Annotated in this window: 21 protein-coding genes; 12 read left to right on the top strand and 9 right to left on the bottom strand. The window is 65.1% G+C overall.

The features are described 5' to 3' along the window. Positions 1 to 277 precede the first annotated feature (277 nt). The 12 genes from IVA98_RS37375 (at position 278) to IVA98_RS31630 (ending at position 10,591) form a co-directional block, all read left to right on the top strand. The gene (locus IVA98_RS37375; RefSeq protein ID WP_247356287.1) at positions 278 to 1,135 is read left to right on the top strand and encodes a protein NO VEIN domain-containing protein; all 858 of its coding nucleotides are present in this window, start codon (positions 278 to 280) and stop codon (positions 1,133 to 1,135) included. A gap of 262 nt (positions 1,136 to 1,397) precedes the next feature. After that, positions 1,398 to 1,952: a sigma-70 family RNA polymerase sigma factor gene (locus IVA98_RS31675; RefSeq protein WP_247356285.1), complete on the top strand. Its 555-nt coding sequence runs from the start codon at positions 1,398 to 1,400 to the stop codon at positions 1,950 to 1,952. Beyond that, positions 1,949 to 2,590, top strand: coding sequence for an NrsF family protein (locus IVA98_RS31670; RefSeq protein ID WP_247356277.1), 642 nt, complete (start codon positions 1,949 to 1,951; stop codon positions 2,588 to 2,590). Before IVA98_RS31675 ends, IVA98_RS31670 begins: the two co-directional genes overlap by 4 nt. 74 nt (positions 2,591 to 2,664) lie before the next feature. Continuing rightward, positions 2,665 to 2,955 (top strand): hypothetical protein, encoded by a 291-nt coding sequence (locus IVA98_RS31665; protein ID WP_247356275.1) that lies wholly within the window; start codon positions 2,665 to 2,667, stop codon positions 2,953 to 2,955. Between the two features lie 89 nt (positions 2,956 to 3,044). Beyond that, the gene (locus IVA98_RS31660) at positions 3,045 to 3,542 is read left to right on the top strand and encodes a DUF411 domain-containing protein (protein ID WP_247356272.1); all 498 of its coding nucleotides are present in this window, start codon (positions 3,045 to 3,047) and stop codon (positions 3,540 to 3,542) included. Positions 3,543 to 3,633: 91 nt separating this feature from the next. Next, positions 3,634 to 3,990 (top strand): hypothetical protein, encoded by a 357-nt coding sequence (locus IVA98_RS31655; RefSeq protein ID WP_247356271.1) that lies wholly within the window; start codon positions 3,634 to 3,636, stop codon positions 3,988 to 3,990. A 95-nt stretch (positions 3,991 to 4,085) separates the two neighbouring features. Next, positions 4,086 to 4,493 carry a FixH family protein gene (locus IVA98_RS31650; protein WP_247356269.1) on the top strand — a complete coding sequence of 136 codons (408 nt, stop codon included), beginning with the start codon at positions 4,086 to 4,088 and terminating at the stop codon, positions 4,491 to 4,493. Continuing rightward, on the top strand, positions 4,490 to 5,929 hold the full coding sequence (locus tag IVA98_RS31645) for an efflux RND transporter periplasmic adaptor subunit (RefSeq protein ID WP_247356267.1): 1,440 nt from the start codon (positions 4,490 to 4,492) through the stop codon (positions 5,927 to 5,929). The genes IVA98_RS31650 and IVA98_RS31645 overlap by 4 nt, the downstream gene beginning before the upstream one ends. Then, positions 5,926 to 9,111, top strand: coding sequence for an efflux RND transporter permease subunit (locus IVA98_RS31640; protein ID WP_247356259.1), 3,186 nt, complete (start codon positions 5,926 to 5,928; stop codon positions 9,109 to 9,111). Before IVA98_RS31645 ends, IVA98_RS31640 begins: the two co-directional genes overlap by 4 nt. Before the next feature lie 9 nt (positions 9,112 to 9,120). Next, positions 9,121 to 9,249 (top strand): hypothetical protein, encoded by a 129-nt coding sequence (locus IVA98_RS37040; protein ID WP_256468191.1) that lies wholly within the window; start codon positions 9,121 to 9,123, stop codon positions 9,247 to 9,249. Positions 9,250 to 9,251: 2 nt separating this feature from the next. Then, the gene (locus IVA98_RS31635; RefSeq protein ID WP_247356257.1) at positions 9,252 to 9,968 is read left to right on the top strand and encodes a c-type cytochrome; all 717 of its coding nucleotides are present in this window, start codon (positions 9,252 to 9,254) and stop codon (positions 9,966 to 9,968) included. A gap of 11 nt (positions 9,969 to 9,979) precedes the next feature. Further along, entirely contained in the window at positions 9,980 to 10,591 is a 612-nt protein-coding gene (locus tag IVA98_RS31630) for a class I SAM-dependent methyltransferase (RefSeq protein WP_247356255.1), read from the top strand. Positions 10,592 to 10,864: 273 nt separating this feature from the next. On the opposite strand, the gene qatD is transcribed toward IVA98_RS31630, so the two are convergent. The 9 genes from qatD to IVA98_RS31585 all read right to left on the bottom strand — a co-directional run bounded on the left by qatD (position 10,865) and on the right by IVA98_RS31585 (position 23,783). Further along, on the bottom strand, positions 10,865 to 11,602 hold the full coding sequence (qatD, locus tag IVA98_RS31625; RefSeq protein ID WP_247356253.1) for a Qat anti-phage system TatD family nuclease QatD: 738 nt from the start codon (positions 11,600 to 11,602) through the stop codon (positions 10,865 to 10,867). After that, positions 11,599 to 13,002: a Qat anti-phage system QueC-like protein QatC gene (gene qatC, locus IVA98_RS31620; RefSeq protein WP_247356250.1), complete on the bottom strand. Its 1,404-nt coding sequence runs from the start codon at positions 13,000 to 13,002 to the stop codon at positions 11,599 to 11,601. The genes qatD and qatC overlap by 4 nt, the downstream gene beginning before the upstream one ends. Continuing rightward, complete coding sequence (qatB, locus tag IVA98_RS31615; RefSeq protein WP_247356248.1) at positions 13,002 to 13,958, bottom strand: Qat anti-phage system-associated protein QatB; 957 nt, start codon at positions 13,956 to 13,958, stop codon at positions 13,002 to 13,004. The genes qatC and qatB overlap by 1 nt, the downstream gene beginning before the upstream one ends. A gap of 34 nt (positions 13,959 to 13,992) precedes the next feature. After that, entirely contained in the window at positions 13,993 to 15,984 is a 1,992-nt protein-coding gene (gene qatA, locus IVA98_RS31610; RefSeq protein ID WP_247356246.1) for a Qat anti-phage system ATPase QatA, read from the bottom strand. A gap of 320 nt (positions 15,985 to 16,304) precedes the next feature. Further along, positions 16,305 to 18,557 carry an ATP-dependent DNA helicase gene (locus IVA98_RS31605; RefSeq protein WP_247356244.1) on the bottom strand — a complete coding sequence of 751 codons (2,253 nt, stop codon included), beginning with the start codon at positions 18,555 to 18,557 and terminating at the stop codon, positions 16,305 to 16,307. Then, positions 18,554 to 19,015, bottom strand: a complete 462-nt coding sequence (locus IVA98_RS31600) for a hypothetical protein (protein ID WP_247356242.1) — start codon at positions 19,013 to 19,015, stop codon at positions 18,554 to 18,556. The genes IVA98_RS31605 and IVA98_RS31600 overlap by 4 nt, the downstream gene beginning before the upstream one ends. 43 nt (positions 19,016 to 19,058) lie before the next feature. Then, on the bottom strand, positions 19,059 to 21,023 hold the full coding sequence (locus tag IVA98_RS31595) for a hypothetical protein (protein ID WP_247356241.1): 1,965 nt from the start codon (positions 21,021 to 21,023) through the stop codon (positions 19,059 to 19,061). Continuing rightward, entirely contained in the window at positions 21,020 to 22,585 is a 1,566-nt protein-coding gene (locus tag IVA98_RS31590) for a hypothetical protein (protein ID WP_247356239.1), read from the bottom strand. Before IVA98_RS31590 ends, IVA98_RS31595 begins: the two co-directional genes overlap by 4 nt. Then, positions 22,578 to 23,783 (bottom strand): tyrosine-type recombinase/integrase, encoded by a 1,206-nt coding sequence (locus IVA98_RS31585; RefSeq protein ID WP_247356238.1) that lies wholly within the window; start codon positions 23,781 to 23,783, stop codon positions 22,578 to 22,580. The genes IVA98_RS31590 and IVA98_RS31585 overlap by 8 nt, the downstream gene beginning before the upstream one ends. Positions 23,784 to 24,020: the final 237 nt, after the last annotated feature.

Below are 24,020 nucleotides of genomic sequence, written 5' to 3'. Positions count from 1 at the left end.
GGGGGCGGAATCTAGCACGCGCCCGTGTGGCGCGCAGCGCGATCTTCCTTGGTCTGGCTTTCATCAAAAGAAAGCCCGCGATCGCTTCTACAGACCCCTTATTTTGTTGCAGTTTCGAAGAGTGATTTTTCGAGTCCAGCCGGCGATTCACATCATGCGTCAACGGATGCGCAGGCGATGAGCCTGAGCCGTTCGCCGGGACGTGCCCGATTTGCGGAATTTTGAGGATCGGCTGCTGCCTGGTAGGATTCCCGGCGGGAGCAGGGGGAAGCGATCAGTGGACGCCGAGGGCGTAGCGCCAGGAGCCAAGGGGACCGACTGGACGGCTGAGCAGGTCGCCATCGTGGTCGCGAGCTACTTCCAGATGCTCGAGCGGGAGCGCGCCGGCGACAAGATCAACAAGGCCCACCTGTACCGGCGCCTGGCGCCGGAAGTGGGGCGCTCCGAGAAGTCGATCGAGTGGAAGCTTCGCAACGTGTCGGCCGTCTTGGAGGAGCTAGGGATCGCCTGGATCCCGGGCCTGCTGCCGGCCCACAATTATCAGGACTCCCTGGTGGAGGCTGTCGAGGCCCAATTGGGGCTGCATCCGAATCTCCTGATCGATGCGGTATCGGTGAAGCCGCGCTTCACCTCGGCGGGAGGGCCGGCCCTGGTGCCGCCGCCGGCGTTTTTGAATTCGGACCCGCAGGATCTTCAGCCGGCGCTGCGGCGCCTGGTCGGCAAGTACGACCCGGCGGCCAGGGACGAGCTCAACCGCTTCCTGGGACGCGCGGGCGAGGAGATGGTGTTCAAGTTCGAGTTCGACCGGCTGTGTCAGGCCGGCCGGCGTGACCTGGCCAAGGAGATGGACTGGCCCGCCGATCGCGGCGAGGACCATCGGGGCTACGACATCAGATCCTTCGAACCGAGCAACGGCGAGGAGCGGCTGCTCGAGATCAAGACCACCAACGGGCACGCCCGCACGCGGTTCTGGCTGTCGCGCAATCAGTACGAGGCGGCCGCGCAGAACCCGTCGACCTACCGCGTCCGCAGGGTCTTCCACTTCCGGAATGGCGCGGAGATGTTCGACATCAAGCCGCCGCTTGACGCCGGCCTGTGGCTGGCGCCGGACAAGTATGTGGCCGTGCCGAGGTGACGCGGTTCACGTGGAGCGGCGGCCGGAAAGCTGCGCCGGCGAACGCCAACCCGGCCAAGAACCCGCGGAAGGCAGGCAGAGGGAGATGCCGATCAAAGGAAACGGCCGCGAAGAAGCCGCGGCCAAGCCCGCAGCGGAAATCGGCGTAGCCGCCCCTTCTCTGGGTACGAAGGTGTAAACGCGGAATTTTATCTGCAAGAATTTGATAGTCGGCCTGTAACCGAAACGATCGCGCGATCGAACTTAGGTGTAGATGGCGAGCATGACCGCGGAAATGGAGCTGAAGGCGCTCATGCTTGCCAGTCAGGACGGTGACGCGGCCGCGCATCGCATGCTGCTTGGGCGGCTGAGTCGGCATTTGCGCGCCTACTACAAAGGCAAGCTCGCGCAGATCGGTCGAGGCGCAACGGAGGCGGAGGATCTGGTTCAGGAGGCCGTCTTGGCCATTCACACCCAGCGACACACATACGGTCCAGGAGAGCCGTTGACACCTTGGCTACACGCGATTGCGCGCTACAAGCTGATCGATTTCCTCCGCCGGAACCGGGCGTTTATGGCCGATGTGCCGATCGACGAAGCCAGTGAAGTCACGGCGCGCGACGATCACCTCAGCGTGGAGAGCAGCCTTGACCTCCAGCGTCTGCTGAAGCTGCTGCCCGAGAAGATGGCATGCGCGATCGAGGCCGTGAAGGTCGACGGCCTGAGCGTAGCGGAAGCCGCACGGCGGTGCCGCATCTCGGAATCGAGCGTGAAGGTCAATATTCATCGTGGATTGAGGGCCTTGGCGACGTTGATCGCTCAGAGAGCGCAAACATGAAGACCGACGAACTGATCGCCGCACTCAGCACGAACGTCGAGCCGGTCAATCGGCGGCTGGTCGATCGGAACGTGGGCATCGCGCTTGCGGTCGCAATCGTCGTTGCGATCGGGATCGCGTTCTTCGCGCTGGGCGTCCGTAGCGACCTGACGACGCCTCGCGCCGCGATTTTCCTGTTCCTGAAGCTCGCGTTCGCGATCGGAACGGTAGGCGCGGCGTCCGTCTATTTGACGCGGCTTGCCCGTCCAGGAGGCGAGCGAAGAGTCTCTGCTGGCCTCGCCGCCCTACCGTTTGTGGCAATCCTGCTGCTCGCCGGCATCCGCCTTGGACAGGCGCCGAGCTCGCACTGGGACGAGATGGTGATGGGGAAAGACTGGCTTGAATGCCTCATTTCCATTCCGGTCATTGCCATCGTTCCGTTTGCGGTCGTTATCTGGGCGGTGCGACAGGCGGCTCCGACCAACCTGGTGCGCACAGGCGCGTTCAGCGGCCTTGTCGCAGGTGGTGTGAGTGCGATCGGCTATGCGCTCCACTGCACCGACGACTCGCTGCCCTTTGTCGCACTCTGGTATGGCGGCACGATCGTGCTGTGCACGCTCGCGGGCGCAATCCTGGGACCGCGGCTGCTGCGCTGGTAGCCGACGTCTCACATCGGCGTGAGCGTGTAACCGCCAGACGTTCGGCTTCGAACTCCTCATTAGAAGCGCAACGGATGCGTTTCAGCAAAGATGATGGAGCCGGGACCATGTTGACGAAAAGCCTTCTCGCAATCACGCTTCTGGCGGCGTTGTCCGCCAGTGCCCAGGCGGGCTCGACGATTTCCGACAGAAGCTATTGGCCAAACGAGGCCAAGCAACCCGCGCAAGAAAGAACTACCATCCCGCAGCGCAGTCCGTATGCGGCGTTCGCCTATGATCGCGGAGCGTTGGGGTATGAGGCCGTGACCGCTCCGATGGCCGGTGAATCCCCATGGCGCTATCACGGCGGACCCAAATCCCGCTAGTTTTCGTGGCCGACGTTCGCTGATTGGCCCATCGAGGGATCGCGGATAAGCTCCGCAATCCTTCTACCTTCATCACGGAGAGGCGTCTGATGACCGACCAAAAACGAAGCGCCGAGAAGGACGGCTTTGCGCGACGATCCTTTTTGGCCCTGATCGCTGCCGCGACGTTTGGAGCAGCGGCTCGCCCCGCCGTTGCCGCTGAATCCGTGATCAAGGTCCACAAGGATCCGAACTGCGGCTGTTGCTCGGGCTGGGTGCAACACTTGCGCGACGCGGGATTCACGGTCCAGGTGGACGATGCTTCCGACCTTCCTGGCGTCCGGAAACGCCTGGGCGTCCCGGCCGATCTGGCCGCGTGTCACACGGCAGAGGTGAACGGCTACATCCTTGAGGGACACGTCCCGGCGCCGGCGGTGCGGCGGTTGCTGACAGAGCGCCCGAAGGCTCTGGGGCTTGCCGTACCCGGCATGCCCGTCGGATCGCCCGGGATGGAAGGTGGACACCCGCAGCCTTACGCGGTGGTGCAGTTTGGACCGGCAGGTCGGACGACGTTCATGCGTTTCGTCGGCAAGGAAGCCGTCGACTGACCGTTTGAAAGGTTAACCACCAGGCGCCAGGCTCGCGCTTTTGTGAACCGGGGCACTTTCCAGCGTTCCGCCCCTGTGAGACTGTGACACCATGAATGCTCGCCGCTTCCTCAGGTTCCTGCTCGCGGTCCTTGTGACCGTGGGACTGACGGTCGCGCCGCTGGTGACACCGGCGGCGGCGGGGCATTCAATGGGCGCGATGCAGATGGCAGACGCGCAAGACATGCCGGATGACATGGCGTGCTGCCCCGACAAGCAGAAAAGCAAGCAATGCCAGGACTGTCCTCTCATCGCGATCTGCATGTTGAAGGTACTCCAGACCGGACCGTCGGCGGCGGCGGGGAGCATCAGGCAGCCTATGCGAGAACTGCTGCGGCCGCTCGATGACATGATTGCCGACGGCCTAACCCGCCCCCCTCCAGACCAGCCCCCTCGATCAATCGTCTGACCGGCGCTCCGGCGCCGGAACGCTGGCGCGCGTCCACCGCGCGCATTTCGCATGCCGCTTCGGCGGTTCAACAGACGTTTCGAGGAATAGACATCATGAAGATCTCCACTGCTGCGCGCGGGCTGGCCGCCGCGCTGGTCGGCCTTTCGCTTACGGCAGCGCCGAAGTTCGCCTTCGCCGACATCAAGGACTACGAATTCCAGCTCGTCGAGCCGACGGTTCAGACGGGCCCCGAGAAGGTCGTGACGGTGCGGCTGGTGAACAAGAAAACCGGCAAACCCGTGCCGGACGCGGTCATATTCGCGTCCCGGCTCGACATGGCGCCGGACGGCATGCAGGAGATGGCTACGAAGCTGACCTCGATGCCGGGAACGGAGCCCGGGACGTACCGGTTCAAGGCCAACTTCAGCATGGCGGGCCGCTGGCAACTGTCGCTCGGCGCCAAGGTGCAGGGCGAGACCGGCACCGTCGAAAACAAGCTCGTCGTCACGGCGAAGCAATGAGGCGCGCCATCGCGATAGGTGCGGCCGCTGCGGTTTGCGCAGCGGCCGGCGCCGGCCTTTACGCGGGCGCGATCCCGCGGGCGAATCCGTTCGCCGGCGCCGTGACGGTCGCCGTCGCGGCCGAAGGCGGCGCGACGATCTACTACCAGGATCCGGACGGGAAGCCGTTCTATTCGCTCACGCCCAAGAAGACGCCGGACGGGCGCGCCTGGCGCGCCGTACCAGCGAGTGCGGAAATTAGCTTCGACGAAGCCGAGGAGCCAACGGCCGATACCAAGGCCGTCGACGCGAAGACGGAGCGCAAGATCAAATACTACCGCAACCCGATGGGCCTGCCGGACACCTCGCCGGTACCGAAGAAGGACTCCATGGGGATGGACTACATCGCCGTCTACGAAGGCGAGGACACCGACGACGGCTCCGTGAAGCTCTCGCCGGGCAAGATCCAGCGCACGGGAGCCAGGTCCGAGCCGGTCGTGCGGCGGCCCGTCACGACCCTGATCCGCGCGCCAGGGACCGTCCAGGAGGACGAGCGGCGCATCTCGGTGGTGGCGCTGCGGTTCGAGGGATTCGTCGAGAGCGTAGCCAACGTCACGACCGGCGATCACGTTCACAAGGGGCAACCGTTGCTGAACGTGTACAGCCCCGCGCTGTCGAGCGCCGCCGCCGAATATCTCTCGGCCTTCAACGCCGGCGCGACCGGAAAAGAACTGAAGGGCGCACGCCGCAGACTGGAGAACCTCGCGACCCCGGAGGCGGCCATCAAGGAGCTCGAACGCACAAAGGAGATATCGCTCTCGATTCCGTGGCTTGCACCGCAGGACGGCGAGATCCTCGAGCGCAACGTCGTGCCCGGCATGCGTGCGGGGCCTGGAGACGTGCTGTTCAGGATCGCCGACCACCGCCTTGTCTGGGTGATCGTCGACGTGGCGGAGCGGGATCTGCCGCAAGTCGGCCTCGGTACCAAGGTCACCATCAGGCCGCGGGCGTTCGCCGGCCAGAGCCTCAGTGGCACGGTGGCGCTGATCTATCCCCATCTCAACGCCGCGACGCGCACCGCGCGGATCCGGATCGAGGTGCCCAATCCCGACGAGGTGCTGCGGCCCGAGATGTACGTCGATGCCGAGATCGAGGCCGGCACGCCGGGACCGGTGCTGGCGGTGGCGGAGAGCGCCGTGCTCGACAGCGGAAGCCGCCAGGCCGTCCTGGTCGACAGGGGAGAGGGCCGTTTCGAGCCGCGTGAAGTGAAGCTCGGCCGTCGCGGCGGCGGCTTCGTCGAGGTGACCCAAGGCGTGTCGGAGGGCGAGGCCGTAGTCACCTCGGCCAATTTCCTGATCGACGCCGAGAGCAACCTGAAGGCCGCGCTGAAGGGGTTTACCGCGCCCGAGGGTACGCAACCCGCCCAGGCGGCAGGCACGACGGGAGCGCGCCCATGATCGCCCGCCTCATCGCCTGGTCGGCGCGCAACCTGCTGCTGGTGCTGTTCGGCACCGGCTTTGCCGCTGCCGCCGGAATCTACGCGCTCGTCCATCTGCCGCTCGACGCCATTCCCGACCTCTCCGACACGCAGGTCATCGTCTACACCGAGTATTCGGGGCAGGCGCCACAGGTGATCGAGGACCAGGTCACCTATCCGCTCGCGACCGCAATGCTGACGGTGCCGAAATCCAAGGTGGTGCGCGGCTTCTCCTTCTTCGGGGTCTCCTTCGTCTACGTGATCTTCGAGGACGGCACCGACATCTACTGGGCGCGCTCGCGGGTCCTCGAATTCCTCAACGCCGCGACCTCACGGTTGCCGGCGGGGGTGACGCCGACCATCGGTCCGGACGCGACCGGCGTCGGCTGGGTCTACCAGTACGCGGTGATGTCCAAGGAACTGAATCTCGCGGACACACGCACGATCCAGGACTGGAATCTCAAATTCGCGCTCGCCAAGGCCGAGGGCGTCGCGGAGGTCGCGAGCGTTGGCGGCTTCGTCAAGCAGTACAACGTCGTCCTCGACGCGCAGCGGATGCGCGACCTCGGCATCACCATGCAGAAGATCCGGGACGCCATCCGCGCCAGCAACGCCGACGTCGGCGGGCGTACCGTCGAGCTGTCGGAGTTCGAGTACGTCATCCGCGGAAAGGGCTACCTGAAGAGTATCGACGATCTCGGCAACATCGTCCTCAAGACCGACAAGGGCACGCCGGTGCTTCTGCGGGACGTCTCCAGGGTCGAACTGGGACCGGACGAGCGGCGCGGCATCACCGAGCTCAACGGCGAGGGGGAAGTCGCCAGCGGGATCGTGCTGCAGCGCTTCGGGATGAACGCGCTCGACGTCATCGAGAACGTCAAGAAGCGGTTCAAGGACATCGCGACCAGCCTGCCGAAATCGGTCGAGATCGTGCCGGTCTACGACCGGTCGAACCTGATCTATGCCGCCATCGACACGCTCAAGCACACCTTGGTCGAAGAAAGCGTCGTCGTCGCGCTGGTCTGCGTGGTCTTCCTGCTGCACGTCCGGAGCGCGCTGGTCGCCATCCTGATGCTGCCGGTCGGCGTGCTGATGGCGTTCGGAGCGATGAAGCTGCTCGGGATCGGCTCCAACATCATGAGCCTCGGCGGCATCGCGATCGCCATCGGCGCCATGGTCGACGCCGCCATCGTCATGATCGAGAACGCCCACAAGCACCTCGAGCGCGCCGAGCCGAATAAGTCGCGGATCGCGATCCTGATCGAGGCGGCCTCGCAGGTCGGACCGGCGCTGTTCTTCAGTCTGCTGATCATCACGGTATCGTTCATGCCGATCTTCACGCTGGAATCCCAGGAGGGGCGGCTGTTCAGCCCGCTCGCCTTCACCAAGACCTTCGCGATGGCCGCGGCCGCGCTGCTCTCGGTGACCCTGGTGCCCGCGCTGATGGTGATCTTCGTCCGCGGGCGGATCGTTCCGGAGCATCGCAATCCGCTCAACCGCTTCCTGATCTGGATCTACCGTCCGGTCATCAAGGGCGTGCTGCGCGCGAAGACGCTGGTTATCCTGCTCGCGCTCGCCGTGCTCGCGGTGACGATCTGGCCCGCGCGCCAGCTCGGCACCGAATTCATGCCGAACCTCAACGAGGGCACGCTGCTCTACATGCCGACGACGCTACCCGGCATCTCGGTCACCAAGGCGGCCGAACTGATGCAGACGCAGGACCGGATCATCAAGTCGTTTCCGGAAGTGGAGTCCGTCTACGGCAAGGCGGGCCGCGCGTCCACATCGACCGACCCGGCGCCGACCGAGATGTTCGAGACCGTGGTCAACCTCAAGCCGAAGGAGCAGTGGCGGCCAGGTCTCACGATCGACGGGCTGATCGCCGAGATGGACAAGGCGCTGCAATTCCCGGGCGTTTCCAACGCCTGGACGATGCCGATCAAGGCCCGCATCGACATGCTTTCCACCGGTATCCGCACGCCCGTCGGCGTCAAGGTCATCGGCACCGATCTCGTCGAGATCGACAGGCTCGCCAAACAGGTCGAGCAGGTGCTGAGGGCGGTGCCCGGGACCTCGTCCGCCTACGCGGAGCGCGGCATCGGCGGCTACTATCTGGAGATCACGCCCGACCGGTCGGCGCTGGCGCGCTACGGAATCATGGTCCAGGACGTCCAGGACACCATCGCGACCGCGCTCGGCGGTCAGGCGGTCACCACCACCGTCGAGGGCCGGCAGCGGTTCACCGTCAACATGCGCTACCCCCGCGACCTCCGGGACGATCCGAAGAAGATCGCCAGCGACGTCCTCGTTCCGATGCCGGGGGGCGGCGCCGTCCCGCTCGCGGAAGTCGCGACCGTCCAACTGGCACGCGGGCCGACATCGATCCGGACGGAGAACGCACAGCTTGCGACCTACGTCTACATCGACATCCGCGACCGCGATCTCGGCGGCTACGTCGCGGAGGCGCAGCGCGCCGTCCAGGCCAGCATCCAGTTTCCGCCGGGGTACTACGTGGTCTGGAGCGGCCAGTACGAATATCTCGAGCGGGCCATGGCCCGTCTGAAGATCGTCGTGCCGGCGACGCTGCTGATCATCTTCCTGCTGCTGTATCTCAATTTCAGGTCGGTGACGGACACCATGATCGTCATGCTGTCGCTGCCGTTCGCGCTGGTCGGCGGGCTTTGGCTGATGTGGTGGCTCGGGTTCAATCTCTCGGTCGCCGTCGCGGTCGGCTTCATCGCGCTCGCCGGCGTCGCCGCCGAGACCGGCGTCGTGATGCTGATCTACCTCAACCAGGCGCTTGCGGAAATCAGGGAGCGCCGCGCCGCCGAGGGCTGGACCCTGGGCCGGATCGACCTCCGCGAGGCCATCATGGAGGGCGCGGTCGAGCGCGTCCGACCCAAGATGATGACGGTGGTCGCCATCATGGCGGGACTGCTGCCGATCATGTGGAGCACCGGTACCGGCTCCGAAATCATGCAGCGGATCGCGGTGCCGATGATCGGCGGCATGATCTCGTCGACCTTGCTCACGCTGATCGTGATCCCGGCAATCTTCGGCCTGGTCAAAGGCTTCCGTCTGCCCCCTGCGGGCAAACCGGGGCCGTCGGCGAAGTCGAAAGCGATCGTCACCAAATTGCGAATCCCGGAGCCTGCCAAATGAGGTGAGCCGATGATGCAGGACATGATGTCGGGAATGATGGGCGGCATGGGGCTGATCGCAGTGCTGGTCGTGATCGTGCTCGCGCTGGGGGCCGCCGCGCTGGTCAAGTACCTGTTCTTCTCAAACCGGGGAGATTGAAGATGGATCGCCTTCTCGTCGTGGCATTAGTCGCCTTCTTCGTCTCCTCGCCGGCCGGCGCGCAGCAGGACAGCGCAGCGCCGGGCGAACGCAATTTTCGCGCCTGCGCGGCCTGTCACTCGCTCGAGCCCGACCGCAACATGACGGGGCCGAGTCTTGCGAACCTCTGGGGAAGGAAAGCCGGAAGCCTGCCGAGCTTCGACCGCTACTCCGACGCTCTCAAGGCTTCCGGAATTATCTGGGACGACCGGTCGCTCGACGCTTGGTTGACCGATCCTGCGCGCATGGTGCCGGATAACGAGATGCCGTTCGAGGGTATCAAGGACTCACGCGCTCGCGCGGATCTCTTGGCATTCCTCAAGGAGGCCACCAAGCCTGGGGCCGCGCCGGAGCGGACGGCCGAAAACCGCATGAACGGGATGGGCGGCATGATGGGTGGGATGATGGGTGGCGGCCGGGCCCCCAATCTGAAGGATCTGGATCCCTCCCAACACGTCACCGGCATCACCCATTGCCAGGACACCTACCGAGTGACCACGGCTGATGGCAAGACCCGGCACTTCTGGGAGCGCAATCTGCGCCTGAAGACGGATTCCGGCCAGGACGGACCGCAGAGCGGAGCGCCCGCCATCGTACCCGCCGGAATGATGGGCGACCGGGCGGACGTGATCTTCGCCGCGCCCGAGGAGATCAGCAAGTCGATCGAGCCGCGATGCTAGGAGATGCGCGGATGGGCTTCTACAACGACGTCATTCTTCCGCGTCTATGCGACCTTGCGATGCGCAACAAGGATCTTCTTCCCTACCGGGAGCGGGCGATCCGTGCGGCGCGGGGCCGCGTGCTCGAGATCGGCCTCGGGTCCGGTCGCAACCTGCCGTTCTACGGGCCGGCCGTGAAGCAGGTTGTGGGGCTTGAACCCGGTCCAAAGCTTCTCGAGATGGCGCAGCACACTCCACATCCGGGAACTCCGGTTGAGTTTGTCGAAGCTTCGGCCGAGGCGATTCCGATCGAGGACCGCAGCATCGACACGGTCGTGACGACCTGGACCATGTGCAGCATCCCGGATGTCGATCGCGCCATGACGGAGGTGCGGCGGGTGCTGAGACCGGGAGGAAAGCTACTCTTTGTCGAGCACGGCCGCGCGCCGGAACCGCGCGTGCGCTGGTGGCAGGACCGCCTGACCCCCGCGTGGAAGCGCATCTCGGGCGGTTGTCATCTCAATCGGGACATCGCTGACGTCCTGACCAGGAACGGCTTTGGCATCGAAGACATGCGTACCGGATATATGAATGGGCTGAAGCCTATGACCTTCATGTACGAGGGGCAGGCGAGCCCTCGTTGACGCCTGAGGTTTACCGATCTTGCGTTTGTCTGTAGAGGCTCGTCGAATGGACACAGGATTGACGACCATGGGCGGCATCGTCAGTAGGCGCGTATTATTGATGCCGCCGTTTACGTCGGCGGAAGAGTGGGCAGGAGCTTCTGTCTTCATTCCAAGCGGAAAAGGGGCCGTTCAGCACGACAGCGCGCTCTGGAGGAGCCTTTCTGCCGACCACCTCGATCTGCTCCCTGGCAAGCTCCAGCTTCGGACTGAGCTCATCGGGTCCGCCAACAGCTAAGCCGTCAGGGTCTTCAGATTCCGTAGAACGACGGCCGCACTCTCTTCGCTCGATATGCCTCTCGCCATCGCCAAGTGCCTCACGGCCGTCGCGACATCGCACGGCCGGGCAGGGCGGTCGCCCTCGGATGTGAAGGGGCCGTCGGTCTCCGTGAGGAGGCGGTCGATCGGCAGCGAGGAGACCAGCGCGCGCCCACGGTCCGTCTGCAGCATCTGACTGTTGACCGAGAAGTAGCAGCCAAGGTGCGCGGCACGCCTTGCGTCCGCGGCCGAACCCGTGAACCAATGGAAAACGAATTTCGCGCGGCCCTTCGGAACCTCTTCCTCGATCAGATCGAGCACCTTGGGCGCCGCGCGCACGCTGTGGATCGACAGGATCTTGCCGCCCGCCTGTGCGCAGCAGCGCAGGACGCGGCGCAAAACCTCGGTTTGGCGATCCATCGAGGAGTAGTAGCGGGGACCGGCATCGAGGCCCACTTCGCCGACGTACCGCGTTTCGTCGAGAAGACGCTCCCAGAGGTCGATCTCTCTCCACCGCTCCGCCACCAACTGGGGATGCAGGCCGAGCGCTGCTCGGACGTACTTGGTCGAGGAGGCCAGCTTGTTGTTGCGCGCCCAGGCCTTCGGTGTGGTGGTGACCGCGAGCGTGAAGATGCCGAGCCGCTCGCTTTCGGCGACGAGCGTCTCGAACTCCGGATACAGGTCGAGGTGGCAGTGGAAATCGACGAGCCTCATGCCGTCATCTCGGCCTCTGCAGCCGGTGAAAACGTCTCTACGTCGCGCAGCAATTGGCCGACCTCCATGATGCCCCGCGAATACACTCCGGCAAGCCCGTCGAGCTGGGCGATGTCCTCGAGCAGCGGTCCCGGTTTGTGGATCAGGACGCGGGCGAGATCGGGGCGTCCCGCGAGGCGGGCCACCGCGTATTGGAACGCCCGCACCTGCTTGCCTTCCGCCGCCCGCGTACTCAAGCGATTCTGGTGGATGTCGACCCGATATCCGGTGGGATCGTTGCCTCGGCCCCATGCGCGGTCGAACGCAGCCTGGCGTATGAGGCACGGGACGCAATGGCCGCAATGGGTATGCCGGCCGGCCGCCGACTTGACCCAGCGGCCGGCGGCTGGGTGGGCGCAGGAGAGGGACGCGCCGGCGAGCTCGCGCAGCAGGTCCGGATTGAGGCAGCGTTCCATCATCTCGCCCTTGGTCTTGTCCCAGTAACGGTTGACGATGCCGCCGTCGATTCCGACCTGCGACAGCAATTCGTTCCAGCGGCGCAGATAGAAGGGGTGGGTCGTGCGCGTGCTCAACGATCCCAACCTGACGCTGTCGAGCGGGACGTTCAATGCGATCAGGCCGTTCTCCGGGACTTCGAGCGAAAAGCGACGACCCAGCCCGGACCCAGCCGCGGCGGCGAGGGCGATGAACAGAAACGACCGGCCGCGGGTGCTTTCCTCGCGTCCTACCCCCGGCGTGATCTTGTCGGTGAAGCTCATTCCGAGGCGGACCCGCCTCGGTTCGCGATTGCCGTTGCGGTACGCCGCGGCGACATCCACGAACAGATCCTTCTGAGGCTTGCTGATCGCTCCGTCGCCTCCATGGCTCACGAACAGGGGAAAGGAGCCCTGCTCAAGACGATCGATCGCGCCGATCAGGCTGTCCAATCCGCCCGAGAAGAGGGCAACCCCGTCGAAGCCGTGGTCCTGCAGACCCGCGACGGGTCGTCTGACGAAGTCGGCCATTCCCTCCGGGCGTGGCCTGAACGAGACCGTCCAATGGTCTCCGGTGAGAAACCGGAGCGTCTTTTCGAGCAAAGCGCGCTGCCCGGTCCATAGTTCGGGATCGGATGCCGGCACACAGATGCCGAGTTCGCGCGTCCACGCGTCCTGCGACGTCTGAACGCGATTGATGCGCGTGTCGGCGGCATGCACCATCGCCGCGAGGACCAGAACGTCGACGCCGACTTCGCTCGGATAGACCCCGAGCCTTGCGAGGTTCCGGACGACGCCACCCATCCCGTATCCCAGCGTCCGATTGCCGCTCAAAAGGTCGATGCGGAACTGGGCATGCCAATGTCCTGCGAGATCAGGTGCCTGGTCGGCCGGTCCCATGTGACCGATCAAAGCGTAGGCCGTCATCACGCGATCTCCCCATGGGCTTCCACTTCGAGCTCGTCACCCGTTTCGACGTCCGGACCTTCCTGGTCCGACCCCTCCAACAGGACGACGGAGCGTTCGTAGATGTCGTCGATGGTCGACACGATAATGTCGGCGGGAAAATCTTCGCCGGCCTCCGTCATCGCGTCGTTCACCTTGCCCCGGATGAAGTCGTTGATCTGCTGCTCGACGTTCTGGACCGCGGCGACGTCGCGTGGAATCGCGACGACCTTGTTTCCGACCGCGTTGAGCAATCGGTTTTGGATCGCGTTGGTGATGAAGGAGGCAAGGAAGGAGATGGTGGTCTCGGGTGACGGACGTTCGAGATCTGCCTGGGCCTCGCTGATTTCAGCCAGCGCTTTGATGTAGGCCTCTCTGGCGAATGACTCGTCGAGTTCGCCGCCCGGTTCGCAGATGACGTCGACGAGGGCGGCATATATGTCCTGCACCGGCAGCGTTGCCAACTGCGCGAAGCCTAGCCGGCGGACGGTCTCCTGGATGCCGGCGGTGCCGGCAGTGGAAAGGATCCGTCCCAGGCTCGCAGTGGCGCTGCGCTCCGCCGCCATGCGCTGCGTGGCCCGGCGCGCGCCGCCGCTCGACTTTCCGACGAACGACCGGACCGCGCGGCGCAGGTTGCGGTTGGTCCCGCCGCCGCGACCTCCGCCTCCGCCGCCCCCGCCGGATTTGGCGAACTTGAAGAAGTTGGTGCGCGCGCTTTGGAAACGGTTTGGCGCCGGCGCGTCGCCTTGGCCCGCAGCGCCGCCGTTTCCGCCAGCCGCAGGCGCGGCGCCCGGATTGCCTCCACCTGGGTTCGCGCCGCCCGGATTTCCGTTGCCGGGAGTGCCGCCACCCGGAGCACCTGGTGCGCCGGGGGGACTGGGGGGAGGAGCGCCCGGGGGTGCAGCACCCGGTCCGGCCCCGCCGACCCAGTCGGGCACGAGAGGATTGCGGTTGTTGCCGCCGTTGAAGGGATTAGACGTTCCCATGGCCGCGGCCCCCTCGTGCCGGTTTCTTCGGCTCCAGCTCGGCCCTCAGCAACGGGTTCTTGGTCGCCTTCTTCCACTTGTCGCGAAGGGCTTCGATCCGGGCTTTCGGAGCCGCTTCGGTCACGAAAGCATGTCCGGATGCAACCCACAGGCCGACGCGGTCGGGCGGCAGGGCTTCGAGGATGTCGACGTACCGGCCCTGAAGGGACGGGTGAGCCTCCACCACGACGGCGACGCCCGGTATCGCTGCCGGTCGGGCCTCGAAATTCGGCGCCTCCCGCACCTTCCTTCCCAGCGCATCGAAGAGCAGGATGGCCTCCGGCAGATTGAGGCTCTTGACGTCGGGGAGGGCGCCTTTGGCCGACATGTCGCCGCCGAGCAGCTTTTCCAGGAGCGCAGCGAGTTTGGCCGGCAGCGGTGCGGCGGAGGCGAGATAGTTTTTCCTGTCCTTGATCACGAAGAGGTACGGTTTGAGCGAAACCTTGCCGAGGTCCGGTTTGACCGCCGCCCACCGCATGACGTCGGGGCGCGTCTTCCATTCGTCGATCACGGGATTGCCCGCTTCGGTCGCTTCTTCTTCCTCGCTCGTCGATGCAGGTCCGCTACCGCCGGCGGCGATCTTTTCGATCAGCGCGATCTCCGGGCAGATGCCGTCCTCCGAACTGGCGGCCGTCGTGGCGATATGATCGAACACCGTCGTGTGCAGGAACATCTCGGCCAACATGACCTTCGCCAGATGGGGTTGTTCGATGGCGTTGCCGAAGCCGCGAGCTTCCGCGATCGCGAGCCTGAGGGCGAGGGCATTTAGGAAGCGCTTGATCTGTCGCGGATTGCCCTTCGTTCCGGCGGCGAGCACCGGACTAACGCGATCGGCCAGCGCCAGGGCATCGACGATCTCGTCGAACCTCTTTCCGGCCGCGGTCTTGATCGCGTCGTGATCGATCCCCTTGCCCTCCCACGGCTTGCCCAAGGCTGCCCTGCCGAGAGCCAGCAACTTTGTGAACTCCTCCGAGTCCTCGCCGAGAGCCCGGCCGAGCAGTAGGAGCGTCACGTAGATGCCGGTTTCGGTTTCGCCCAGCGCCGGGATGCGGAACGGCACCTGCAGCAGCTTTTCGAGATACGACCGCCTGTAGTTCTGGTTGGAATCGCGTGCGTTGCTGGATGCGACGTCGACTTCGGGCAGGTTCTTGAAATGGTCGCGGACCGCGATCTCGATCATGCCTTCGTCGGCGCCGACGATGAAGGCCGTCTTGTCCCACAGCACGAACAGCCGGATGGCCTCGAGCGTCTCGATCGCGGTCTGAGGCAGGCAGCGGTCGAGGTCGTCGATCAGCACGACGAGGCGCTTGATGCCGGCCTTCTTGATCAGATCCTTGTAGGCCTCGCGGAATTCTTTGATTTCCGTCGGCACGCTTTTGCTGGTGGCCTCGTCGCTCTTTTCCTTCTTGAATTCCTCGATCTGCTTGATGGCCGCTTCGCGCGCATCCTTGTCGGTCAAGGCGTTCTTCACGCGATCGACGACGGAGCCGACCAGGTCGTCGAGGCCCAACATCGGAATGCCCGTGTAGGCCGTGAGCGCCAGGCCGCCGCCCTTCTTGGCGACCTTCAGCCAGTCGATGCTTTTCAGCACGCGCTTGACCTCTTCAACCGCCTTGGTCGTGAGCGAGCGCTTCTCGATGAGGCCGTTCACGACGCCTTCGATTAGCGCGATCTTGGCGTCCTCGAATCCCTGAAACTGCCAGCCGCTGAACTTCAGGCAGAGGACGTCGCCTCCGTCGGGGAAGGCGGCCTCGACCATCTCCAGCACGCTGGATTTCCCTGCACCCCAGTCACCGTGGACGCCGATCGTCACGGCGGAATCGGCCGTCTCCGCGATTAGCCGGACGATGGTTTTCGCGATCGCCTCATTGTTGAGAAGATCGACCTTGGTTTCCTTATCGCTCAGATAGCCCAGCGGCGTGACCTTTTCGGCGGACACAGGCCCTCCTTTTCGCAATGCGGCGAAGGCGTCGCCGATAACCGTTGGTTGCAACGCGCCCCAAAAGCCTACAGTTAGGTTGCTCGGAGATTCGCCGCAAGTTGACAAGAAGAACGGAGCGGTCTCGGCACTTGCGGGATGATTTCCGAGCGAAGGCGCTCGGGCTCTCCAGGGATCATGACGCATGATCCCCGGATGTCGCCGTCTTCGGCTCGTCCTTGGCATCGGCGTGCTCGCCCGCAAGGGACGCTGCGCTCTTCGCCCTTGCCGTGCTGTGCGCGCCGTCGCCTGCGGGTCGCCTGCGACGGCGACACCGGGGATCATGAAGACATCGACGAGGGAGCCGTCGTCTCCGCGGTTGGAGGCCAACGCAGGCCGTGGATCCGGCTTTCCGCCGCGGGAGGCTTCGCCACGGCTCTCGCGAACACGTCGCGATCGCCGACGAGGACGACCTGCTCTTCGGCGCGGGTAACGGCGGTGTACAGCCACGACCGGTCGAGTAGCCGGCTTTCGTAGATCGGGATGACGACGCGCTTCGCGCTCGACCCCTGCATCCGGTGGCACGTGACCGCGTAGGCGAGATCGAGGTCGACGAGGTGCTCGTCGCCCAGCCGCTTCGGCTGGCTGTCGCCGTCGAACAGGATGTCGATGGTCCGTTCGTCGGGATCGATCGCGACGACATGGCCGAGGAGGCCGTTCCAGAGGCCGGCGCGGTAATCGTTCTTGCCGAAGATGACGGACTCGCCGACCGAGAAGCGGCGGCCGAAGAAGCCTCGCAGTTCGGCGCTCCCGCCGACGACGTGCCGACGATGGCCACGTTCGTTGACGGCGTCGACGCCAGCGGCGCCCGCGACCGTTGCCGTGACGACGAGCACCTCGCCGTCGCCGGCGAGCCTCGCGACGACCTCGTCGAGCTTGCGGTCCAGCGCGGAAGGGTCGACATCCAGGAACGACACGCCTGCGGTCGCGCCGGCGAACTCGGAGAATGCGGGCATGGTGCCGGACCGTACGGCGGCGGCGGCGTGCGGGATGCCGGTCGCTTCGGCCTGCCGATGGACTTCGGTCAGCCGCAGCGCGACGGCGGGATCCTGCACCAGCTTGTGGAAGACGATCCCGAATCCGATCGGCGGCAGTTGCGCCTCGTCACCGACGAAGAGCAGGCGGCTGCCGGCGACCAGGCGCTTCGCTATCGCGTGGACCGTCGGCAGGTCGGTCATCGAGGCCTCGTCGACGACGACCAGCGTCTTGTCGTCGACGAGGCTGAGGGATTCGAGCTTGGTCCGGATCTTCGCGCTTTCGCTCTCGGACGTGTCCGGATCGCTCAGGGCGGATTCCAGTTCGTCGCGCTCGGCGAGCTCCGCCAGCATGCGTGCCAGGGTCTTGGCGAGGCGCCCGGTCGAGCGCGACAGCCGCAGCGCTGCTTTGCCCGCGAGGGCGCACAACAGCACGCGACCGCCGAGACGCACCCACAGATCGCAGATGAGCTTGCACGTGTACGTCTTGCCGGTGCCGGCGCCGCCGACGAGGCAGGCGAGCGGGCGCGAGATCATGCCGACGGCGGCGGCGCGCTGCTCGTCGGTGGGCGTTCGTCCGGGCCCGGCGATATCTGCGAGCAATTCTGACCAGCCGCTGGCGCTGCGGAGGGCCAGGCGCGCCTCGCGCGGCGTGCGCGATAGGGCGGCGAGCATCTCGACCAGGTCGTCTTCGAGCGCTGCGGCGCCCGGTGCCCTCACCACACGGTCCGCAGGTACGACGGCCCCGTTCCTCAGGGCGGCGGCGACGGCCGTCTCGATCACCCGCTGCTCCTCGGTCGCCAGCAGGATCCCCAGTTGATCGGCGAACTCGTCGACCTCGATTGCGGTGTCGCCCCGTCGGAGCATCCTTTTGACTGCCTCGTCGGCGGCGCCGACCAGCCGCCGCGTGTCGGCGGCGGGGTCGCATCCATCTTCGCGCAGCAGGCGGCGGCCGAGTTCGTCCATCTGCTTCCACGGCAGAAGGGGCACCATGCTGTAGGGGTTCTCGGCCAGGGTCTCGGCCGCAGACGCGCCCAGCACCCGGTGCAGTCGGCGGACGATCCTGAGGTCGCGTACGCCCTGCCGGTCGAGCCAGGCGACGAGGTCGGCTTCGCCAGCGGCATTCTGCCAGGCCGAGGTAACGAATACGGCGAGGCGGCGCCCGAGCGACGGTTTGTCGGGCGACATGACGGCGGCGATCTCGGAGAGCATGTCATTGTTGGACAGGATCTCCGGAAGGTTCTCGCCGAAGGCCGCCCAGAGGCGGTGGGCGCGTTCGGGACCCACGCCAGGCACGTGGCTCGCCAGGAATTGCTTGATCAGGAGTCCCGACGGCAGGATGCGGCGACCGTATTTGGCGGCGATCTGCGGTCCGAACGCGGTCTGGAGAATCTCGCCTTCGATCTCCCAGGTGTCGCCGGGTACGGGAATGCCGAGGAGCCTGTCGAAGCCGGCGCGTACGCGAAGCTGCTGTCCCCGGACGGCGCCGTCCGTCACGGTGCCGGCGAATATGATTCCGAAGGGCCTTTCCGAAACGATCCCGTCGACCGCGACCCTCACCGCAGCACCGGCCCCGTCCGCAACACCTGGCCGGTCTCCTCGAACATCCTCAGCTGCTCGCGCAGGCTCTCGATCGTGCGACGCTGTTTCAAGATGACGGCGGCCTGTTCGGCGGCCAGCTTCGAAACCTCGCTGCTGCGCATGTCGGTCCGGCGGATCCGGTCCGCGACCGCCTTGTCGGGCTCCTCGGACTCAGGCCGGCTGCGGATCGGCTTTAGCCCCTGTTCGATCGCGACCGCGTTGACCGCCGATTTCAATTCGGCCTTGCGGAAGATGTGCTGCTCCTGCGATTGCGGCCGCCCGAGCGCGGCGACGAGCGCGCGGACATTCACCTTTCCGTCGAGCGTGGCGGGCAAAGTCGGCGTGCGCTCGCCGGTCTGGGCCAGCCAGTCGCGCGCTTGGCGATCGAGATAGAGTTCGAGGTCCTTGAGGAATTCGGGAACGATCGATTGGGGCATCGGATATCTCCTGCAGATGACGCGTGATCGGCCTGCGGCTCTCTCAGACCTGCACCATCTTCCCGTCCTCGAGGTCGGGGTTTTCGTGCACCGCGAGGGTCTTCCTGAGGCCGTCGACGATCTTCTGGTTGTGCGCGACCCAGTCGCTGGCGCCATAGGTGCCCTCGTCCATTTCCGCCTTCGCCTGCGCGAGCATGCTTTCGTGCTCGGCGAGCAGCCGCGCGGTGCGGGCCTTGTGTTCTGGGTTTCCCTTGATGACCAGGTGGTCGCCGCAGCCGCCGCACTGGCCGTACTTGGAGCAGGGCGTCAGGGACCAGTCCTGGATGCACGCTCCGATGTCGGTGATGTGCAAGGTGTTGATGCGGGCCTCGATGAAGGCATCGCGGTCCGTCGGAGGAAGCCTGTCGACCGCGTCGACGATGCGTCCGCCCATCGCCTTCGTTTTCAGCATCTCGCGGGCGCGCTTCTTCGTCTGGCGTCCGTCGCCATGGTAGTAGGCGGCGTTCTGCTCGATGCGCTTGCGGCCGCTCCAGCGTGCCATGTCCAGTTCCGACATGCCGCCATCCTTCGCGATCGTGTTGAGATAGTGCCGGAAGGCGTGGCTGGTGACCCGGTAGGCCTTGCCGTTGGAGTCGTTGATCTCCAGCCGTTCGAACACGGAAGGACGCTTGTTCGTCTTGCCCGAGGAGGGATTTTTCCTTTCGTGCGAAGTCAGGAAATCGCTGATCTGGAAGTCGCTGACGAACGTCACGACGCCGTACTGGGTGCTCAGATCGTCGCGGAAGTAGTGCTGCGGGACGAGCATCAGGTATTGCGACAGTGTCTGCGGCAGATCCGCAGGGATCTTCGGCTGCAGCCGCAGCATCGCGGCTTCCACCTCGTCGAGGCGGCACCAGCGTTTGCCGTCCCGCTTTTCGGTCGGAACCTTGTTCGATGTCAGCCAGTCGACGGCCGCGGTCAGGCTCCTGACGCCGAGTGCGACGACGAGGTCTTTCATCGAGAGTTGAGTGGACGGGTCGGCCAGACGGAACGGTTCGGCCAGATACGCGCGGCCCGGATGCCGCTCCATCCAGCGCGCGATGTCCCTCGTCGGCTCGGTGATCCGGACGATGTCCGCGAACGCGCGTCTGGCGATCTCGACCATCTTCGGCGCGACCCATTTGACGGCGTCGTCGGCCTCCTTCGAACCGTCGTAGGCGAAGCCGAAGCCTTCGTAGGTTTCGCCCGTGGCGGGATCGAGCCCGGTTTTCGCCCGGTCGGACTTGGCCCGCAGCATCAGGGTCTCGTTGATCCTCCATGGGGCGCACAGCAGGAGTTCGACGATGGCGGCGCGCAGGATGTCGCGATCGTCGCCCCGTTCGCGCACGATGTCGCTCATCGCGATGACGGCGTCGATGAGTTCTTCCGACGGCATCTTGCTGGCACGATGCTGCTGCGCCTTCTTGTTGGACTGGGCGTCGAGCCGCTGCGGAGGGTGCGGATTGGTGTAGACGATCCGCGACTGGGAGAGTGCGTTCTTGTTCACGAACTCGGCGATCACCTCGAGATCCTGCGCCAGATTGTACTTGTAGCCGGGTGTTCCTTCGATGGCCCGGGCCGCGGCGTGGAAGTTGTCGCTTCGTAGCCTGGCGGGATCGAATCCGCGGTTCTCCATGGTTTCGTAGAGCAGGCGGGCCGCCTGCAGCAGCTTGCGGTAGCGGTCCGCGCCGACCGGTCTGGCGAATTCGCGGAGCGCGATGATGGCCTTGATGAGGTTGCCGAACGCGGGATCGAAGGGGACGCGTCCCTCCATGCTTCTGGTTTCGCGCTGCGTGATGCGGGTGAAGTACAGGTTGTGGGTCTGCTGGGCCGATGGCCGGCCGATCTTCACGTCCGAGAGATTCCAGACCGGCGCATCGAAATCCACCGTTGGACCGAAGACCTGAAGCGCGCGGGCGCGCTCGGATAGGTGCGCGAGCGAGGTCGCTGCGTCAAGCAGTCTGCGATCTGGAAGGGCAACGACGTTCATGGCGACGGAGCCTCGCAGGCCTTCATTACTTCGGCGACCGCGAGGATGGTGGCGTCGTGGATGCGGATGAACTGCTGGTTACGCCCTTCCTTGAGCCTGCGGTCGCGCTCGTCGCACAGCCAGTTCAGCACCTCTTCGTGGGGGCCGTCGCGCCAAGGCTGGAACGATTTGCAGGTGTAGCAGGAGAGCGGCGCGAACAGGCCGCATGGTCCGGAGCCGCAGGTGCCCAGGTCTCCGGCCTTCTCCGGCGGGCGGTCGGGATGGCGGTTGTAGAACGGAATACGCTTGGACGGGTCGTTGCCGTTGACCGCGTCGCGTTCGGTGCGGACGATGCGCCCCATGAACGCGTCGGCGATCGGACCGAGATGCATGGCCGTGGCGGCGTCGAGGCGCAGCACCTGACTGACGCGGCTTTCGAAGTACGTCATCACGGTGCCGAGGTCCGAATGGTCGAGCATGACCGCAAGCTCCGAGGGCGTGGCGCCGGCCTCGACGGCGCGGGTGGCGAAGGTGCGACGAAAGCGGCGCATGTTGACGACGAGGGGTTCGCCGGTCCGGTGCGAGATGATCTCCAGCTTGGCGATCGCCTGCTGGATCGTCCTGGTGATCTCGTCCGGAGTCATGTGCATGGCGTAGGCGTGGTAGGGGCCGTTCGCCCGCGCCGGATCGGGGTCGAAGCGCCTGAACAGCGGGTATTCGCAGCCTTCTGGCCAGCCCTGCTGCTGGCGATGGGCCCGGTTCTCCATGACCAGGCGGTTGACCCAGGTCCCGACGTCGTCGTTGAGCATCCGCGGATGGAATTGCTGGCGGTAGAGCGCGTCGCCCTTCTTGATCCGCGGCAGGTCCAGCAGGGCGTGGATGCGACCGGTCTCTGGTTCCTGTAGGGGCTTGTAGTCTTCCTCGCGCGTCAGGGCGTAGGCGAGTGCGTTCGCGCCGCAGGCGACGGCGAGCCAGCAGAGCGTGTTCTCCAGGGTCGTCAGGCGATCTGGGCCTAGTGCCCGCAGCTTGGTCGTGATGGCCAGGAATTCGATGTCGTCGAACGCTCCCCGGACCGGGTCTTCGGTGCGCACCGCGTGGCCCTGTTCATTGCCGGGGATGCTCAGCTCGCGGATCCGCAGCGCGGTCTCTTCCGGAAATTGATCGATGCCATGGTCGGCGCACCAGCAGTACCAGGCGCGCACGTAGTGAAGCCTGTATTCGGCGAACTCGGGAAGCTGGCGCAGGTCGCTGATGAGCTGCTCGCCGACGATGCCGCCAGCGGCGTCGACTTCGCGGAAGTGCGCGGACCGCTGCAGGTAGGTCAAGGTCTCGAACGTGCCGCGCACATTGTCGACCGAGGTGACTTTGATCAGGTCGGCGATGAATCGGGCGACGGAGGAGAGGAGCGCGCCGGATCCGATCGCCAACCTCCGAAAATTGAGCACCGTCGCATTCACCGGATGATGGAGCTTCCACTCCCAACCGGTTGCGTCCACCTCGCAGTCGGCCCGATCGATGATCGTGCCCTGGCTCGGGAAGGTGGGGAGGGCGGCCGTGACTTGGCGGATTGCGGAATCAGTCATCCTTGCGACCCTTTGTAGCCATGTCCTGCATCTTGACGGCGAGCTTGTTGCCCTTTTTCCGGAGACTGCGGCGCTGGTAGTTGAGGCGCGTCTTGGAGTTTCGCGTCCAACCGCTCTCCTGGTTGACGACCTCTTCCTCCTCGTCGGGGGTCCATTCGAGTTCGTCCGCGGCGTCCTTCATGTGATCCTTGTTGGTGCGACGGACCATGTGCGGTCCGAAGTTCTCCGGGATGCCGGGTACCTTCGCGCGCAGCTGCTTGTACATGTGCTCGACAGAGCCGATCGAGAGCGGCTTGGGCGCCGTGTTGGAGCTTTCCTGGGAGAGGAAGACGTACTTGGATTTTTTCGCGCCCTTGTACGTGGGCCGGTGGTTGACGATGTAACGATGGATGATGGCGGCCCTATCGGGGCTCAGGTTCACCGGGTGGGCCTTCGTCTTGTTGCGCGGTTCGTGCGCGCGGGAGTCGTCCTTGTCGTCCTGGACGCGCGGGACGTAGACGTATGGTTCGTCCTCGTTGAGATGCAGGTGGCGCCCGGTGAGCGTGAGCGGCGCCGAGCGGCGCAGCCCGGCATGGTAGAGCAGCCAGAGTGCCTGGTTGCGATGCTGGTTGCGAGGGTTGAAAGGATTGGTCGGGTGGTCGGGAGTGATGGCGTCTAGGAACGCGACCTCCGTCTTTTCGTCCATGCCCTCCTTGGACGAGTTCTTGCTCACGACGATCTTCCCGACCAGGCGCTTCGGCAGACGGTCCACCCGACGGCGCACTTCCGCGAGTCTCGGGTCGCGTGTGGAGACGCGGTCGATGACGGGGTCCGTCCGCCAGACGATGTAGTCGTTGACCGCGGTCAGTCTGCTCTTCCAGTGCGCGGCCTTCACGGCGTTCGAGTCGCCGGGTCTGACGATCTGACGTTTGCGTAGCTCGTCGCGGATCGTCGCGATCTCGTTCTCGCGGAAGAGTTCGAGGCTTTCGATGCGAGCGTCGATGTCGATATCGAGTTTGGCGCAGACGTTGTGGAAGACGCAGATGGCGTTCATGTACGCCTGCATCGTGGAGTAACCGATGTTCCTCTCGCGGATGGCGATCTGGCAGTAGAGGTTCGGCCACCAGGCCGGCATGCCGTTGGCGGCGACCGTCAGCGAGAAGCGCTCGCCGGTTTCGAGGCGAAGCTGTTCGGTGCGGAATGGGGTCGGCTCGATCAAGGTTCGTTTCCGGGTTGTTCCCGGTCTGAGCCTGTCAGGTCGGCGGAGCCTTGTGTACGTGCATTTTCGACGGCGAAAACGTGCGGCGATGGATTCTTTGAAATGCCTGTGGCGCAGGCGTTTCTCGCGCTTTCGGTTACATTTTTCGAAACTAATGTTCTTGGAGGCGCTTTCGGTTACATTTCGAAAAAGAAGAACCCCTCGAAATCCGTGTGATTTCGAGGGGTTAGGAGAATC

Source organism: Bradyrhizobium sp. 160, from assembly GCF_023073735.1.
GTDB lineage: Bacteria > Pseudomonadota > Alphaproteobacteria > Rhizobiales > Xanthobacteraceae > Bradyrhizobium.
The sequence above is the reverse complement of the archived record's forward strand: the minus strand, read 5'-3'. Positions and strand labels throughout refer to the sequence as shown.

Bases quoted from the DNA above. Each gene is read 5' to 3' on its own strand.
- IVA98_RS31675 (WP_247356285.1), top strand. From the start codon at position 1,398: ATGACCGCGGAAATGGAGCTGAAGGCGCTCATGCTTGCCAGTCAGGAC.
- IVA98_RS31670 (WP_247356277.1), top strand. From the start codon at position 1,949: ATGAAGACCGACGAACTGATCGCCGCACTCAGCACGAACGTCGAGCCG.
- IVA98_RS31665 (WP_247356275.1), top strand. From the start codon at position 2,665: ATGCGTTTCAGCAAAGATGATGGAGCCGGGACCATGTTGACGAAAAGC.
- IVA98_RS31660 (WP_247356272.1), top strand. From the start codon at position 3,045: ATGACCGACCAAAAACGAAGCGCCGAGAAGGACGGCTTTGCGCGACGA.
- IVA98_RS31655 (WP_247356271.1), top strand. From the start codon at position 3,634: ATGAATGCTCGCCGCTTCCTCAGGTTCCTGCTCGCGGTCCTTGTGACC.
- IVA98_RS31650 (WP_247356269.1), top strand. From the start codon at position 4,086: ATGAAGATCTCCACTGCTGCGCGCGGGCTGGCCGCCGCGCTGGTCGGC.
- IVA98_RS31645 (WP_247356267.1), top strand. From the start codon at position 4,490: ATGAGGCGCGCCATCGCGATAGGTGCGGCCGCTGCGGTTTGCGCAGCG.
- IVA98_RS31640 (WP_247356259.1), top strand. From the start codon at position 5,926: ATGATCGCCCGCCTCATCGCCTGGTCGGCGCGCAACCTGCTGCTGGTG.
- IVA98_RS37040 (WP_256468191.1), top strand. From the start codon at position 9,121: ATGATGCAGGACATGATGTCGGGAATGATGGGCGGCATGGGGCTGATC.
- IVA98_RS31635 (WP_247356257.1), top strand. From the start codon at position 9,252: ATGGATCGCCTTCTCGTCGTGGCATTAGTCGCCTTCTTCGTCTCCTCG.
- IVA98_RS31630 (WP_247356255.1), top strand. From the start codon at position 9,980: ATGGGCTTCTACAACGACGTCATTCTTCCGCGTCTATGCGACCTTGCG.
- qatD (WP_247356253.1), bottom strand. From the start codon at position 11,602: ATGAGGCTCGTCGATTTCCACTGCCACCTCGACCTGTATCCGGAGTTC.
- qatC (WP_247356250.1), bottom strand. From the start codon at position 13,002: ATGACGGCCTACGCTTTGATCGGTCACATGGGACCGGCCGACCAGGCA.
- IVA98_RS31600 (WP_247356242.1), bottom strand. From the start codon at position 19,015: ATGCCCCAATCGATCGTTCCCGAATTCCTCAAGGACCTCGAACTCTAT.
- IVA98_RS31595 (WP_247356241.1), bottom strand. From the start codon at position 21,023: ATGAACGTCGTTGCCCTTCCAGATCGCAGACTGCTTGACGCAGCGACC.
- IVA98_RS31590 (WP_247356239.1), bottom strand. From the start codon at position 22,585: ATGACTGATTCCGCAATCCGCCAAGTCACGGCCGCCCTCCCCACCTTC.